Annotated in this window: 12 protein-coding genes; 3 read left to right on the plus strand and 9 right to left on the minus strand. The window is 72.3% G+C overall.

Annotated elements, in window-relative coordinates:
* Positions 1–163 precede the first annotated feature (163 nt).
* The 3 genes from N4G70_RS11415 to N4G70_RS11425 all read right to left on the minus strand — a co-directional run bounded on the left by N4G70_RS11415 (position 164) and on the right by N4G70_RS11425 (position 4039).
* Complete coding sequence (locus N4G70_RS11415) at positions 164–1810, minus strand: phospho-sugar mutase (RefSeq protein ID WP_261712433.1); 1647 nt, start codon at positions 1808–1810, stop codon at positions 164–166.
* Positions 1811–1866: 56 nt separating this feature from the next.
* The gene (locus N4G70_RS11420) at positions 1867–2691 is read right to left on the minus strand and encodes a purine-nucleoside phosphorylase (RefSeq protein ID WP_261712434.1); all 825 of its coding nucleotides are present in this window, start codon (positions 2689–2691) and stop codon (positions 1867–1869) included.
* Positions 2692–3601: 910 nt separating this feature from the next.
* The gene (locus tag N4G70_RS11425; RefSeq protein ID WP_053728283.1) at positions 3602–4039 is read right to left on the minus strand and encodes a gamma-glutamylcyclotransferase; all 438 of its coding nucleotides are present in this window, start codon (positions 4037–4039) and stop codon (positions 3602–3604) included.
* 234 nt (positions 4040–4273) lie between these two features.
* On the opposite strand from N4G70_RS11425, the gene N4G70_RS11430 reads away from it, so the two are divergent.
* Positions 4274–5713 (plus strand): NAD(P)H-quinone dehydrogenase, encoded by a 1440-nt coding sequence (locus N4G70_RS11430; RefSeq protein ID WP_261712435.1) that lies wholly within the window; start codon positions 4274–4276, stop codon positions 5711–5713.
* Between the two features lie 154 nt (positions 5714–5867).
* Positions 5868–6827: a DeoR/GlpR family DNA-binding transcription regulator gene (locus N4G70_RS11435; protein WP_261712436.1), complete on the plus strand. Its 960-nt coding sequence runs from the start codon at positions 5868–5870 to the stop codon at positions 6825–6827.
* A 27-nt stretch (positions 6828–6854) separates the two neighbouring features.
* Here the strand turns inward: N4G70_RS11435 and N4G70_RS11440 are convergent, their stop codons facing one another.
* Both N4G70_RS11440 and N4G70_RS11445 read right to left on the minus strand, forming a co-directional pair.
* Positions 6855–7433: a TetR/AcrR family transcriptional regulator gene (locus tag N4G70_RS11440; protein WP_261712437.1), complete on the minus strand. Its 579-nt coding sequence runs from the start codon at positions 7431–7433 to the stop codon at positions 6855–6857.
* Between the two features lie 647 nt (positions 7434–8080).
* Positions 8081–9835 carry a biotin carboxylase N-terminal domain-containing protein gene (locus N4G70_RS11445; protein WP_261712438.1) on the minus strand — a complete coding sequence of 585 codons (1755 nt, stop codon included), beginning with the start codon at positions 9833–9835 and terminating at the stop codon, positions 8081–8083.
* 393 nt (positions 9836–10228) lie between these two features.
* On the opposite strand from N4G70_RS11445, the gene N4G70_RS11450 reads away from it, so the two are divergent.
* The gene (locus N4G70_RS11450; RefSeq protein WP_261712594.1) at positions 10229–10693 is read left to right on the plus strand and encodes a hypothetical protein; all 465 of its coding nucleotides are present in this window, start codon (positions 10229–10231) and stop codon (positions 10691–10693) included.
* Positions 10694–10711: 18 nt separating this feature from the next.
* Here the strand turns inward: N4G70_RS11450 and N4G70_RS11455 are convergent, their stop codons facing one another.
* The 4 genes from N4G70_RS11455 to N4G70_RS11470 all read right to left on the minus strand — a co-directional run bounded on the left by N4G70_RS11455 (position 10712) and on the right by N4G70_RS11470 (position 14029).
* Positions 10712–11323, minus strand: a complete 612-nt coding sequence (locus tag N4G70_RS11455) for a nucleoside triphosphate pyrophosphatase (protein WP_261712439.1) — start codon at positions 11321–11323, stop codon at positions 10712–10714.
* 39 nt (positions 11324–11362) lie between these two features.
* On the minus strand, positions 11363–11491 hold the full coding sequence (gene mmpB, locus N4G70_RS11460; RefSeq protein ID WP_261712440.1) for a morphogenic membrane protein MmpB: 129 nt from the start codon (positions 11489–11491) through the stop codon (positions 11363–11365).
* Between the two features lie 721 nt (positions 11492–12212).
* On the minus strand, positions 12213–12419 hold the full coding sequence (locus N4G70_RS11465) for an acyl-CoA carboxylase subunit epsilon (protein ID WP_261712441.1): 207 nt from the start codon (positions 12417–12419) through the stop codon (positions 12213–12215).
* Between the two features lie 8 nt (positions 12420–12427).
* Positions 12428–14029, minus strand: a complete 1602-nt coding sequence (locus N4G70_RS11470; protein WP_261712442.1) for an acyl-CoA carboxylase subunit beta — start codon at positions 14027–14029, stop codon at positions 12428–12430.
* Between the last annotated feature and the right edge of the window lie 76 nt (positions 14030–14105).

A 14105-nucleotide genomic window follows, 5' to 3' on the forward strand; every position in this document is an offset into this window, starting at 1 on the left:
GAGGGACCGCGACGAGTACGGCGAGAGGTACGGGCCACCCTTGCTCGCGCGTCCCCGCCCGATGCGGCACCGCTGCGTCAACTGCCGTACGAAATCACCCGAAAGCAGGACCGGGGCGGTGGTCTCTTGACCACCGCCCCGGTTGCTCCGCACGCCCCGCCGATCAGATGCCGGCGGCCGCCGCGAGGTCCTTCTTGATGCCGGCGAGCAGCTCCGCGCCCCGGGCGCGGGCCGCGTCCAGCTCGTCGGCCGAGCCGACCGGCACGACGACTTCCAGGTAGCACTTGAGCTTCGGCTCGGTGCCGCTCGGGCGCACGATGACCCGGGCGCCCTCCAGGTAGTAGCGCAGACCGTCAGTGGGCGGCAGCTGTTCGGTGCCCTCCGTCAGGTCCTCCGCCTTCGTGACGGCGAGACCCGCGAGCGCGGTCGGCGGCTGCTCGCGCAGCCGCGCCATCGCGTTCGAGATCACCGTCAGGTCCTCCACCCGGACCGAGAGCTGGTCGGTGGCGTGCAAGCCGTGCGCCAGGGCCAGCTCGTCGAGCAGGTCCAGGACCGTGCGGCCCTGCTCCTTGAGGAGGGAGACGAGCTCGGCGAAGGCCAGGGCGGCGGTGATGCCGTCCTTGTCGCGCACGCCCTCGGGGTCGACGCAGTAGCCCAGCGCCTCCTCGTAGCCGTAGCGCAGGTCCTCGACGCGGGCGATCCACTTGAACCCGGTCAGCGTCTCCTCGTACCCGAGCCCCGCCGCCGCGGCGATGCGGCCGAGCAGCGAGGACGACACGATCGACTCGGCGAACACGCCGGTGACGCCCTTGGAGACCAGGTGGGCGGCGAGCAGCGCGCCGACCTCGTCACCGCGCAGCATCCGCCACTGGCCGTCCCGGTCCTTGACCGCGGCCGCGCAGCGGTCGGCGTCCGGGTCGTTGGCCAGCACGACGTCGGGGTCGACGCGGCGGGCCGTGGCGAACGCCAGGTCCATCGCGCCCGGCTCCTCCGGGTTGGGAAAGGCGACCGTGGGGAACGCCGGGTCGGGCTCGGCCTGTTCGGCCACGAGCACCGGCTCGGGGAACCCGGCCCGCGCGAACGCGGCGAGCAGCACGTCCTTGCCGACGCCGTGCATCGCCGTGTAGACGACGTTCGCGGTGCGCGGCGAGCCCTCGGTCAACACCGCGTCCGTACGCGCCAGATAGGCGTCCAGGACCTCGTCCCCGAGCACCTCCCAGCCGCTCTCCGGGCGCGGTACGTCGTGCAGCGAGGCGACGGCGGCGATCTCGGCGGCGATCTCCGCGTCGGCCGGCGGCACGATCTGCGAGCCGTCGCCGAGGTACACCTTGTAGCCGTTGTCCCGCGGCGGGTTGTGGCTCGCGGTGACCTCGACGCCGGCGACGGCGCCCAAGTGCCTTATGGCGTAGGCCAGTACGGGCGTCGGCAGCGGCCGGGGGAGCACCGTCGCGCGCAGGCCCGCGCCGACCATGACGGCCGCGGTGTCCCGCGCGAAGTCGGCGGACTTGTAGCGCGCGTCGTAGCCGATGACGACGAGCCCGTCGCCCTGCCCCTTCGCCTTGAGGTACGCGGCGAGCCCGGCGGCGGCGCGGATGACGACCGAACGGTTCATCCGCATCGGCCCGGCGCCCAGCTCGCCGCGCAGCCCGGCGGTACCGAACTGAAGCGTGCCGCTGAACCGCGCGGCCAGCTCCGCCGCGTGCTCGGCGTCCGCCGAACTCTCGATGAGCTTGGCCAGCTCGTCGCGCGTCTCGCTGTCGGGGTCCTCGGCGAGCCAGGCCTTGGCCCGCGCGATCAGGTCCTGCGTCACGTTGTCAGCCTTTCGGGAGGGGCTTGGAAGGGCTTGGAAGTGCTTGTGGGGAAGGCTCAGATGCGGTCGAGTACCCGCGTGAGCAGCTCGCCCATGCGCGCCGCCGAGTCGCGGCCGGCCTGGAGCACCTCTTCGTGGTTGAGCGGCTCACCGGTCAGACCGGCGGCGAGGTTGGTGACGAGCGAGATCCCGAGGACCTCCGCGCCGGCCTCGCGGGCCGCGATGGCCTCCAGGACGGTCGACATGCCGACCAGGTCGCCGCCGAGCACGCGGACCATGTTGATCTCGGCCGGGGTCTCGTAGTGCGGGCCGGGGAACTGGACGTAGACGCCCTCTTCCAGGGTCTCGTCGACCTCCTTGCACAGCGCGCGAAGGCGCGGCGAGTACAGGTCGGTGAGGTCCACGAAGTTGGCGCCGATGATCGGCGAGGTGGCCGTCAGGTTGATGTGGTCGCTGATGAGGACCGGCTGGCCCGGGCGCATGCCCTCGCGCAGACCGCCGCAGCCGTTGGTCAGCACGATGGTCTTGCAGCCCGCGGCGACGGCGGTGCGCACGCCGTGCGCGACGGAGGCGACGCCCCGGCCCTCGTAGAAGTGGGTGCGGCCGAGGAAGACCAGGATCCGCTTGTCACCGATCTTGTACGAGCGGATCTTGCCGCCGTGGCCCTCGACGGCCGGCGCCGGGAAGCCCGGCAGCTCGGTCACGGGGAACTCGGCCTCGGGGGCGCCGAGCGCGTCGACGGCCGGCGCCCAGCCGGAGCCCATCACCAGGGCGACGTCGTGGGTCTCGGCGCCGGTGAGCTCGCGCAGGCGCGCGGCGGCGGCGTCGGCGGCGGCGTGGGGGTCGTCCTGGAGCAGGTCCGGGGTGGCAGATGCGTTCACTGAGTCTCTCGCCTCGCGAAGGAACGTCGTCCCGCCCGGTGACTGTCCGGCCGGGTCCGGGGGATTTCCCCCGGTAAAGAAGAATTACGCGCACGAGCGTAACCGCTGAAGTCCTACGCGCGTAGATGTGCAGGATAACGGACCTGCCGAATCCGTTTGTGGCTTCCCACGAAATCGCCCCGCGGGTGAAGGGGGCCCGGTCCGCGTGGCCTGCCGTGGTGACCGCGCCCGCCACCAGCCCTGCCAGGGGCGCGGGGAACTGCGCGAACGGCCCCCACCGGGCCGCGGGTGAAGGGGGCCCGGTCCGCGTGGCCTGCCGTGGTGACCGCGCTCGCCACCAGCCCTGCCAGGGGCGCGGGGAACTGCGCGAACGGCCCCCACCGGGCCGCGGGTGAAGGGCGGCCGGTCCGCATGGCCCGCCGTGGTGACCGCGCCCGCCACCAGCCCCGCCAGGGGCGCGGGGAACTGCGCGAACGGCCCCCACCGGGCCGCGGGTGAAGGGAGTCTTGAGGGTCCGGTGCCCGAGGAGGGGGGCGACTTCTTCGTCTGCGGGCCGTGCGTGGCTGGTCGCGCAGTTCCCCGCGCCCCTGAGGGGCTGGTGGTCGCGCAGCCTCAAGCGTTCGGCACCCCCGCGCCCCTGAGGGGCTGGTGGTGCGCCCCGGCCCGAGCGTTCGGCCCCGCCCTCAAGGGGGTTGCAGGGCGCCCGGCCCCAAGCGTTCGGCACCCCCGCGCCCCTGAGGGGCTGGTGGTGCGCCCGGCCCGAGCGTTCGGTCCCCCGCCCTCAAGGGGGTTGCAGGGGGCCCGGCCCCGAGCGTTCGGCACCCCCGCGCCCCTGAGGGGGTTGCAGGGGGCCCGGCCCCGAGCGTTCGGCACCCCCGCGCCCCTGAGGGGGTTGCAGGGGGCCCGGGTCTCAGCAGGGGCGTTTGCGGAGTTCCATCACGTAGTCGTGCGGCGCGCCCGCGGACTCCGCCGCGTCGGCCAGCTCCCCGAGGTAGCGCGCCGAAGGAAGACCGCCCTCGTACCCGTTCAGGACGTACAGCCAGGCCGCGTCCTCGCCGTCCAGGGTGTGCACCCGCACCCGCATCCGGCGGTAGATGTCGAGGCCGACGCCCTCCCACCGGTCCATCGACTCCTCGTCGAGCGGCGCGATGTCGTACAGGGCGACGAAGACCTGGGAGCGGGGGGCCTCGACGATCGTCGCGAGCGCGCCCTCCCAGCCCATCTGCTCTCCGCCGAACGTCAGGCGCCAGCCGTTGAGCCAGCCGGTGCCGCGCAACGGAGAGTGCGGGGCGCGGCGGGTCATCAGCCGCGGATCCAGGTTGCCGGCGTACGCGGCGTAGAGCGACATGGTGTCGAGGGTACGACAGTGGCCCGCGGGGGCCGCTCGCACCGCCCGCCACCACGGGGGCCCCGCCGTATCCCGCCGTAACCCGCCATGGCGGCCGAATGGCGCCCCCGGGGCGAGGACACGGGAAGCGTGCGGGACAATGAAGTACGTACTGCGTTCCCCCGGGGCCCCGCCCCGGACCCCCGGCCGGGCGGGCAGGCAGGCCGGGATCGACACTACGAGGCGGACTTTTTCGTGACGCGGATCGTGATCATCGGTGGCGGACCGGGCGGATACGAGGCGGCCCTGGTGGGCGCCCAGCTCGGTGCGGAGGTGACCGTCGTGGACTGCGACGGTCTGGGCGGGGCGTCGGTGCTCACCGACTGCGTGCCGTCGAAGACCCTGATCGCGACGGCCGAGGTGATGACCACCTTCGACTCTTCGTACGAGGAGTTGGGCATCCTCGTCGCCGACGACACGCCTCCCGAGGAGCAGTCCGCCCGCGTCGTCGGCGTGGACCTCGGCAAGGTCAACCGGCGGGTGAAGCGCCTCGCGCTCGCCCAGTCCCACGACATCACCGCCTCGGTGACCCGCGCGGGCGCCCGGGTCATGCGCGGCCGCGGCCGGCTCGCCGGACCGCAGGGCATCGACGGCACCCGCGACGTGATCGTCACGGCCGCCGACGGCACCGAGGAGATGCTGACCTGCGAGGCCGTGCTCATCGCCACCGGCGGAAGCCCGCGCGAGCTGCCCGACGCGCAGCCCGACGGCGAGCGCATCCTCAACTGGACGCAGGTGTACGACCTGGACGAACTGCCCGAGGAGCTCATCGTGGTCGGCTCCGGCGTCACCGGCGCCGAGTTCGCGGGCGCCTACCAGGCGCTCGGCTCCAAGGTCACCCTCGTCTCCTCCCGCGACCGCGTGCTGCCCGGCGAGGACCCGGACGCGGCCGCGGTCCTGGAGGACGTGTTCCGCCGCCGCGGCATGAACGTCATGGCCCGCTCGCGCGCCGAGTCCGCCAAGCGCGTCGGCGACCGCGTCGAGGTCACCCTCTCCGACGGCCGCGTCATCAGCGGCAGCCACTGCCTGATGGCCGTCGGCGCGATCCCCAACACCGCCAACATGGGCCTCGTGGAGTCGGGCGTACGCCTCAAGGAGTCCGGCCACATCTGGACCGACAAGGTCTCGCGCACCTCCGCCCCCGGCGTGTACGCGGCCGGCGACGTGACCGGCATCTTCGCGCTCGCCTCGGTCGCCGCCATGCAGGGCCGCATCGCGATGTACCACTTCCTCGGCGACGCGGTGGCCCCGCTGAACCTGAAGACGGTCTCCTCCAACGTCTTCACCGACCCCGAGATCGCCACCGTCGGCTACACCCAGGCCGACGTCGACGCCGGCAAGATCGACGCCCGGGTCGTGAAGCTGCCGCTGCTGCGCAACCCGCGCGCCAAGATGCAGGGCATCCGGGACGGCTTCGTCAAGATCTTCTGCCGCCCGGGCACCGGCATCATCGTCGGCGGCTGTGTCGTCGCCCCGCGCGCGAGCGAACTGATCCACCCCATCTCGATCGCGGTCGACAACAACCTGACGGTGGAACAGATCGCGAACGCGTTCACCGTGTACCCGTCGCTGTCCGGCTCGATCGCCGAGGTGGCCCGCCAGCTCCACACCCGCAAGAAGGCCGGAGAGGCGTAACTCCCCTGCTGGGGCGGGGGGTTGGCGAGTGCGGCGCGGGGCCCGAGAGGCCGTAACGGGGCGTATACCACTCGACAGCCCCCTTTGGGTGCACCTTCTGTTATTCGGCGCAAACTGCTGAGAATATTCGGCCGCCCAGGTTACTGTCAGTTTCGTGTTCGCTGCAGAACGTCGCCAATTGATCCTCGAAATGGTGCGCGCCAACGGGGCGGTATCGCTCCGGGAGCTCGCCCGTGTCGTCCAGACCTCCGAAGTGACCGTACGGCGGGACGTGCGGGCGCTGGAGGCCGAAGGACTCCTCGACCGCCGCCACGGCGGTGCGGTACTGCCGGGCGGGTTCACCCGTGAATCCGGCTTCCCGCAGAAATCCCATCTAGCCACCGCGGAGAAGACGGCCATCGCCGACCTCGCCGCGGGTCTCGTCGAAGAGGGCGAGGCCATCGTGGTCGGCGCGGGGACGACCACGCAGGAGCTGGCCCGCCGGCTCGCGCGGGTCCCCGGCCTGACCGTCGTCACCAACTCCCTGCTGGTGGCCCAGGCGTTGGCCCATGCCAACCGGGTCGAGGTCGTCATGACCGGAGGCACCCTGCGCGGCTCCAACTACGCCCTGGTGGGCAGCGGCGCCGAGCAGTCCCTCCAGGGGCTCCGGGTCTCGCGCGCCTTCCTGTCCGGGAGCGGTCTGACCGCCGAGCGCGGTCTGTCCACCTCCAACATGCTCTCGGCGAGCGTGGACCGCGCGCTGGTGCAGGCGGCGGCCGAGGTCGTGGTCCTCGCCGACCACACCAAGCTCGGCACCGACACCATGTTCCAGACGGTGCCGACCGACGTGATCACCCGCCTGGTCACCGACGAGCCGCCGGGCCACGACGACCGGGCCGCCACCGAGTTGCAGGCCCTCGCCGACCAGGGGGTGCAGATCGCCGTGGCGGGCCCCTCGGGCGCGCCCTCCGGCGAGACCGGCCCGGGCCGCCCGCCCCGCCGCGAGATGCCGCTCCCGGGCCAGCGCCGCACCCACGGCCCCGGCGCGGGCCCACAGTTGCGCAGCGCTTCGGGAATGGGTGAGCCCCAGGGGCCGGGCGAGCGGGCGCGGGTCGCGGATCTGCGGCGCCGCTAGGCGCGACCGGGCGCTGCTCGGGCTCGGTCAGCCCTTCAGGCCCCGATAGGTCAGGGCCAGCAGCCGGTCGGCCAACTCCGGGTCGTCCGGGGACTGTTCGGCCGCGAGCGCGATGGCGTTGGTGAGCTGCATGAGGTCGGCGATGGTGACGTCGGCGCGTACGGAACCGGCGTCCCGGGCCCGTACGAGCAGGGCGTCGCCCGCCTCCCGCATCGGTTCGCTGCACCGGGCCAGGGCCGAACCGGCGTCGCCCGAGGCCGACATGAGGGCGCGGGCCAGGCCCCGGTACAGGCCCGCGTGCGTGATGATGGCGCGCAGCCACTCGATGAGCGCGGTGCAGGGCTGCTCGGCGCTCAGCAGCTCCCGCGAGCGGGTGAGCAGTATGTCCACCTCGCTCTGGAACACCGCGCTCAGCAGGGCCTGGCGGGTGGGGAAGTGGCGGTAGAGGGTGCCGATGCCCACGCCTGCCCTGCGGGCCACGTCCTCCAGGGAGGTGTCCGTGCCGTGTTCCGCGAAGGCGGTGCGGGCGGTTGCCAGGAGACGGTCGTGGTTGCGCCGTGCGTCCGCCCGCAGCGGGCGGGGCGGCGACCCCGTTTTCCCATCCATCCCTCCAGCATGCCAGCCCCCCTCCCGGGTCCCGGCCCCGAACCCCGCTCTGCCCCTGCCCCGCCCCGCCCCTGGAGGGGGGCCGCCTCCCCCGCCTGCGGACCGGGGTCGCTTGTTGCGCAGTTCCCCGCGCCCCTGGAAAACCCGCCTTCGCCTGCGGGCCGAAGGGGCTGGTCGCGCAGTTCCCCGCGCCCCTCAAAACCCGCTCTCGGCTGCGGACCGTGGTCGTTTCTCGCGCAGTTCCTCGCGCCCCTGGCGGGGTCGGTGCTGGCCCGCAGCGGGGCATTTCAGCCTGTCCGGCGTTTGAGGACGAGCGCCGTTCAGGCGCGATACGGGGTCTGGGGCGGAGCCCCAGGCAACCCCGCTCTCAACTGCGGGCCGTGGTCGCTTCTCGCGCAGTTCCTCGCGCCCCTGGCGGGGTCGGTGCTGGCCCGCGTCGGGGCATTTCAGCCTGTCCGGCGTTTGAGGACGAGCGCCCTTTAGGCGCGAACGGGGTCTGGGGCGGAGCCCCAGGGGCTGGGGGGGCGTGCGGGGGCAGCTTCAGCCTGTCCGGCGTTTGAGGACCAGGGGGTCGGGGTGGCGCCCCGGGGTATGGGTGAGCCCCGGCCGGTGGTGCGGGCCGGGGCTCGGGTGGGGCAGGGCTGGGGTCAGTCCTTGATCTCGCAGATCATCGCGCCGGACGACACCGACGCCCCCACCTCCGCCGCAAGCCCCTTCACCGTCCCCGCGCGGTGCGCGTTGAGCGGCTGTTCCATCTTCATGGCCTCAAGGACGACGACGAGGTCGCCCTCCTTGACCTCCTGGCCCTCCTCGACCGCCACCTTCACGATCGTGCCCTGCATGGGCGAGGCGAGGGTGTCGCCGGAGGCGGCGGAGCCGGCCTTCTTGGCGGCACGCCGCTTCGGCTTGGCGCCACCCGCCGCGGCGGTCCGCGCCAGCGTCATGCCGAGCGAGGACGGCAGGGACACCTCGAGCCGCTTGCCGCCCACCTCGACCACGACCGTCTCGCGGCCGGGCTCCTCGTCGGACTCCGCGTCGGCCGGGGCCGTGAACGCCGGGATCTCGTTGACGAACTCGGTCTCGATCCAGCGGGTGTGGATGGTGAACGGGTCGGCGGTGAAGGCGGGATCGGCGACCACCGCGCGGTGGAAGGGAATCGCGGTCGCCATGCCCTCGACCGTGAACTCGGCCAGCGCGCGCGCGGCCCGCTGGAGCGCCTGCTCACGGGTCGCGCCGGTCACGATGAGCTTGGCCAGGAGCGAGTCCCAGGCGGGGCCGATGACCGAGCCGGACTCGACGCCGGCGTCCAGGCGCACGCCCGGGCCCGACGGCGGTGCGAACAGGGTGACCGTGCCGGGCGCGGGCAGGAAGCCGCGGCCCGGGTCCTCGCCGTTGATGCGGAACTCGAAGGAGTGGCCGCGCATGACCGGGTCGTCGTAGCCGAGTTCCTCGCCGTCGGCGATGCGGAACATCTCGCGGACCAGGTCGATGCCGGTGACCTCTTCGGTGACCGGGTGCTCGACCTGGAGGCGGGTGTTGACCTCCAGGAAGGAGATGGTGCCGTCGGCGCCGACGAGGAACTCGACGGTGCCCGCGCCGACATAGCCGGCCTCCTTGAGGATGGCCTTGGACGCGGCGTACAGCTCCGCGTTCTGAGCCTCCGTCAGGAACGGTGCCGGGGCCTCCTCGACCAGCTTCTGGTGGCGACGCTGAAGCGAGCAGTCACGGGTCGAGACCACGACGACGTTGCCGTGGGTGTCGGCCAGGCACTGGGTCTCGACGTGGCGCGGCTTGTCGAGGTAGCGCTCGACGAAGCACTCGCCCCGGCCGAACGCCGCGACGGCCTCGCGGACCGCCGAGTCGTACAGCTCGGGGACCTCTTCGAGGGTGCGGGCGACCTTCAGGCCGCGGCCGCCGCCGCCGAAGGCCGCCTTGATGGCGATGGGCAGGCCGTGTTCGCGGGCGAACGCGACGACCTCGTCGGCGCCCGAGACCGGGTCCGGGGTGCCGGCGACGAGCGGGGCGCCCGCGCGCTGGGCGATGTGACGGGCCGCCACCTTGTCGCCGAGGTCGCGGATGGCCTGCGGGGGCGGGCCGATCCAGGTCAGGCCCGCGTCCAGCACGGCCTGGGCGAACTCGGCGTTCTCGGACAGGAATCCGTAGCCCGGGTGGACCGCGTCCGCTCCGGAGTCGGCCGCTGCCGCGAGCACCTTGGCGATGTCCAGATAGCTGGATGCCGGGGTGTCACCGCCCAGGGCGAATGCCTCGTCCGCTGTCCGGACATGCAGCGCATCCCGGTCCGGATCGGCGTAGACGGCTACGCTCGCGATTCCGGCATCCCGGCAGGCCCGGGCAACGCGGACAGCGATTTCGCCTCGGTTGGCGATGAGCACCTTGCGCACGATGGCTCCCTCCTTGAAACAAGCTGAGTTTAGGGAAGCCGCACACTGGCTTACGACCCATCCCCAATGGTGAGCTTGCCCACACGGAGTGTGATTCGAGGCACGCTCAAGTCGCGAAATCCCTTGTCGCACCACGGTACGCCGGGCTCCCGTACCGCACAGTAGCGGTGGGGTGTGGGCAAGGTCTCTGTCCCGGGGGCCAGCACGTCCGGGGAATTCTTTGTGGAGTACCTACGAATGGCCGAGTGATTCTTTGCCGTCCGGCCCCCGCGTGGCGAAGCGGCGCCGCCCCGGGCGTACCACCGGTGTTGTGCGGACCCTTGTACGAACCATTACCGGTTAGTAGCGTGCGCGGCACAGCCGTACTAGGGGTAACAGGGGGTGTCGCGCGTGCTGCGCCGACCGATCGCCATCGTGGCCGCGCTCATTCTCTTCGCCGAGGCCTGCGGCATCGTGCTGGTCAACTGGGTGCTCGGCCTGGTCGCCCACAACCAGAACATGTCGCTCGCCGGGATCGATCCCCACGCGATCTCGGTGGGAGCCTGGGTCGCGGGCGGCCTGTTCGGACTCTTCCTCGCCGTCTGCGGTGTCCTTCTGCTGATCATCGGCATCCGCGACCGCGCCCCCGGCCGCGTCGCCCGCATCACGCTGATCGCCTGCGCGGTGGTGCACGCGGTCCTTGCCGCGTTCACCGTCGGGCTGGTCGGCTGGGGTGCCTTCGCGTATCTGATGGTCGTGCTCGCGCTGCTCGTCCTCGTTCTGCTGGCGTACGCGAGGGAGCGTCCCGTCACCAAGGCCGGGCCCGCCCCCGAGGACGGGGCTCCGGAGGCGCCCAACGGGGCGCCTGCGGCCGCCTGATGCCCGCCTGGCTCCCGCCTAGACCCACAGCTCGGTGATCGAGAGGCCCAGCTCGGCGAGCAGGGTGCGCAGCAGGGGCAGGCTCAGCCCGATGACGTTGCCGTGGTCGCCCTCGATGGAGTCGATGAAGGGTGCCGAGCGGCCGTCGAGGGTGAACGCCCCTGCCACGTAAAGGGGTTCACCGCTCGCCACGTACGCCGCGACCTCCGCGTCCGTGGGCTCGCCGAACCGTACGACCGTCGACGCGGTCGCCGAGGCGCGCTCGCCGGTCGCCGTGTCGATCACGCAGTGCCCGGTCCGCAGCACGCCCGAGCGGCCGCGCATCGACTTCCAGCGGGCCGTCGCGTCCTCGGCGTCGGCGGGCTTGCCGAGCGCCACGCCGTCCAGGTCGAGGACCGAGTCGCAGCCAATGACCAGCGCGCCCTCCGCCTCGGGGCGGCCGGCCACCGCGTCGGCCTTCGCCTCGGCGAGCACCAGGGCGAGCTCGGACGGGGTCGGCGCGCTCAGGGCGTCCTCGTCGACGCCGCTCACGATGACCTCGGGCGCGAGCCCGGCCTGGCGGAGCAGCCCGAGGCGGGCGGGGGATTGGGAGGCGAGGACGAGGCGGCGCTGAGCAGTCATGGGCGCCATCGTAGGCGCCGCGGGGTGCACCCGGCCCAGGCCCGGCCCTCAGCGGATACCGACCACGATCATCGCCACCACCATGGCAAGGGCGAGAAACAGGCCCGCCCGGCGCATCATCGCCTGGGCGTCGCGCAGTTCCTTCGGCGGCTCGTCATCGGGGTCTGACCACAGCATGCAATCGATAGTGCGGCGTGGGGGGTTGGGTGCGCCTGAGTACGAGTACTCAACCGGTGCGGCGAACGAAGCGCGACGGGGTTGCCCGGGGCTCCGCCCCAGACCCCGTTCGCGCCTTGAGGGCGCTCGTCCTCAATCGCCGGACGGGCTGAAGGCGCTCGATACAGCCCCGCACCGGTCCTGCCTGGGGCGCGGGGGCTGAGGTGGCCATGCGGGCCCGCACCCACTCTGCGAGGGGCGCGGGGAACTGCGCGAGAAGCGGTCACGATCCGCACCCGAAAGCGGGGTTGCCTGGGGCTCCGCCCCAGACCCCGTTCGCGCCTTGAGGGCGCTCGTCCTCAAACGCCGGACGGGCTGTAGGTGCCCCAGCACCGGGCAGTTGGGGGCGCGGGGGCTGAGGTGATCCAGACAGCCCCGCACCGACCCTGCCAGGGGCGCGGGAACTGCGCGAGAAGCGAGCACGGTCCGCAGCCGAAAGCGGGGTTCCCTGGGGCTCCGCCCCAGACCCCGTATCGCGCCTTAAGGGCGCTCGTCCTCAATCGCCGGACGGGCTGAAGGTGCCCCAGCACCGGGCAGTTAAGGGGCGCGGGGAACTGCGCGACCAGCCCCGCACGGCCCGCGGGCGAAACGCGGGCGCCCCGCACGGCCCGAGGGCGAAGGACAGGCACCCGCACGGCCCGCACCCGGAAGCGGGTTGGGGGCGCGGGGGCCGGGCGCGGGTTTAGGCGGGCCAGTAGGTTCGGGACCAGGCGTGGGGGCCCGGCCCCGGGAGGGGGCGGCGGGCGATGCGGGAGGGGTCGGACCAGCCCTCCGGGGGCCGCGGCGCACCGGGCGCGGCCGAGGCCGTCGCCGCGGCGCGCGCCTGGACCACCGCCAGTGCGGCGGCCAGCTCCTCCGGGGTCGGATTGCCCCGTACGACCTTGATCACAGTGGCTCCTAGAGGGGGATGTTGCCGTGCTTCTTCGGAGGGAGGGATTCCCGCTTCGTGCGCAGCTGACGCAGCCCGCGCGCGATGTGGGCGCGCGTCTCGGACGGCATGATCACCGCGTCCACGTACCCCCGCTCCGCCGCGATGTACGGGTTCAGGAGCGTGTCCTCGTAGTCCGCGATCAGCTCGGCCCGGGTCGCCTCCTGGTCCGACGCGGCGGCGATCGTGCGCCGGTGCAGGATGTTGACCGCGCCCTGCGCGCCCATGACGGCGATCTGGGCGGTCGGCCACGCCAGGTTGAGGTCGGCGCCCAGGTGCTTGGAGCCCATGACGTCGTACGCGCCGCCGAACGCCTTGCGTGTGATGACGGTGATGAGCGGGACCGTCGCCTCGGCGTAGGCGTAGATCAGCTTGGCGCCACGGCGGATGATGCCGCCGTACTCCTGGTCGACCCCGGGGAGGAAGCCGGGCACGTCCACGAAGGTCAGGACCGGCACGTTGAAGGCGTCGCAGGTGCGCACGAAGCGCGCGGCCTTCTCGGAGGCGTTGATGTCGAGGCAACCGGCGAACTGCATCGGCTGGTTGGCGACGATGCCCACCGGGTAGCCCTCGACGCGGCCGAAGCCGGTGATGATGTTCGGCGCGAACAGGGCCTGCGTCTCCAGGAACTCGCCCTCGTCCAGGACGTGTTCGATGGCCGTGTGCATGTCGTACGGCTGGTTCGCGGAGTCCGGGATGAGGGCGTCCAGCTCGCGGTCCTCGTCCGAGGTCTCCAGATCCGCCTCCTCGGGGAAGGCCGGCGGCTCGCTCAGGTTGTTCGAAGGGAGGTAGGAGAGAAGGGACTTGACGTATTCGATCGCGTCCTTCTCGTCGCCAGCCATGTGGTGCGCCACACCCGAGGTGGTGTTGTGGGTGCGGGCGCCGCCGAGCTCCTCGAAGCCCACGTCCTCGCCGGTGACGGTCTTGATGACGTCGGGCCCGGTGATGAACATGTGCGAGGTCTGGTCGACCATCACCGTGAAGTCGGTGATCGCGGGCGAGTACACCGCGCCGCCCGCGCACGGGCCGACGATCAGGGAGATCTGCGGGACGACGCCCGAGGCGTGCACATTGCGGCGGAAGATCTCGGCGAACAGGCCGAGCGCGACGACACCCTCCTGGATGCGGGCGCCACCGCCGTCGTTGATGCCGATGACCGGACAGCCCGTCTTCAGGGCGAAGTCCATGACCTTGACGATCTTCTCGCCGTAGACCTCGCCGAGCGAGCCGCCGAAGATGGTGAAGTCCTGGGAGTAGACGCACACCGGGCGGCCGTCGACGGTCCCGTACCCGGTGACCACGCCGTCGCCGTAGGGGCGGTTCTTCTCGATCCCGAAGTTGGTGGAGCGGTGCCGGGCGAACTCGTCCAGCTCCACGAACGAGCCCTCGTCAAGGAGCAGTTCGACCCGCTCACGGGCCGTCAACTTGCCCTTGGCGTGCTGCTTTTCGATCGCACGCGCGGAGCCGGCGTGGGTCGCCTCGTCGATGCGGCGCTGAAGATCCGCCAGCTTTCCGGCGGTGGTGTGGAGGTCGACGGTGGCGTCGCTCTGGGCGTTTTCCGGCTCGGACATCGGGATGCGGCTCCCTGCCTGGTCACGGGGGTGGCTGGCTGCTGACTCGTAGGCTGGCTACTGACTCGTAGGGTAG

Source organism: Streptomyces sp. ASQP_92 (assembly GCF_025399895.1).
GTDB lineage: Bacteria > Actinomycetota > Actinomycetes > Streptomycetales > Streptomycetaceae > Streptomyces.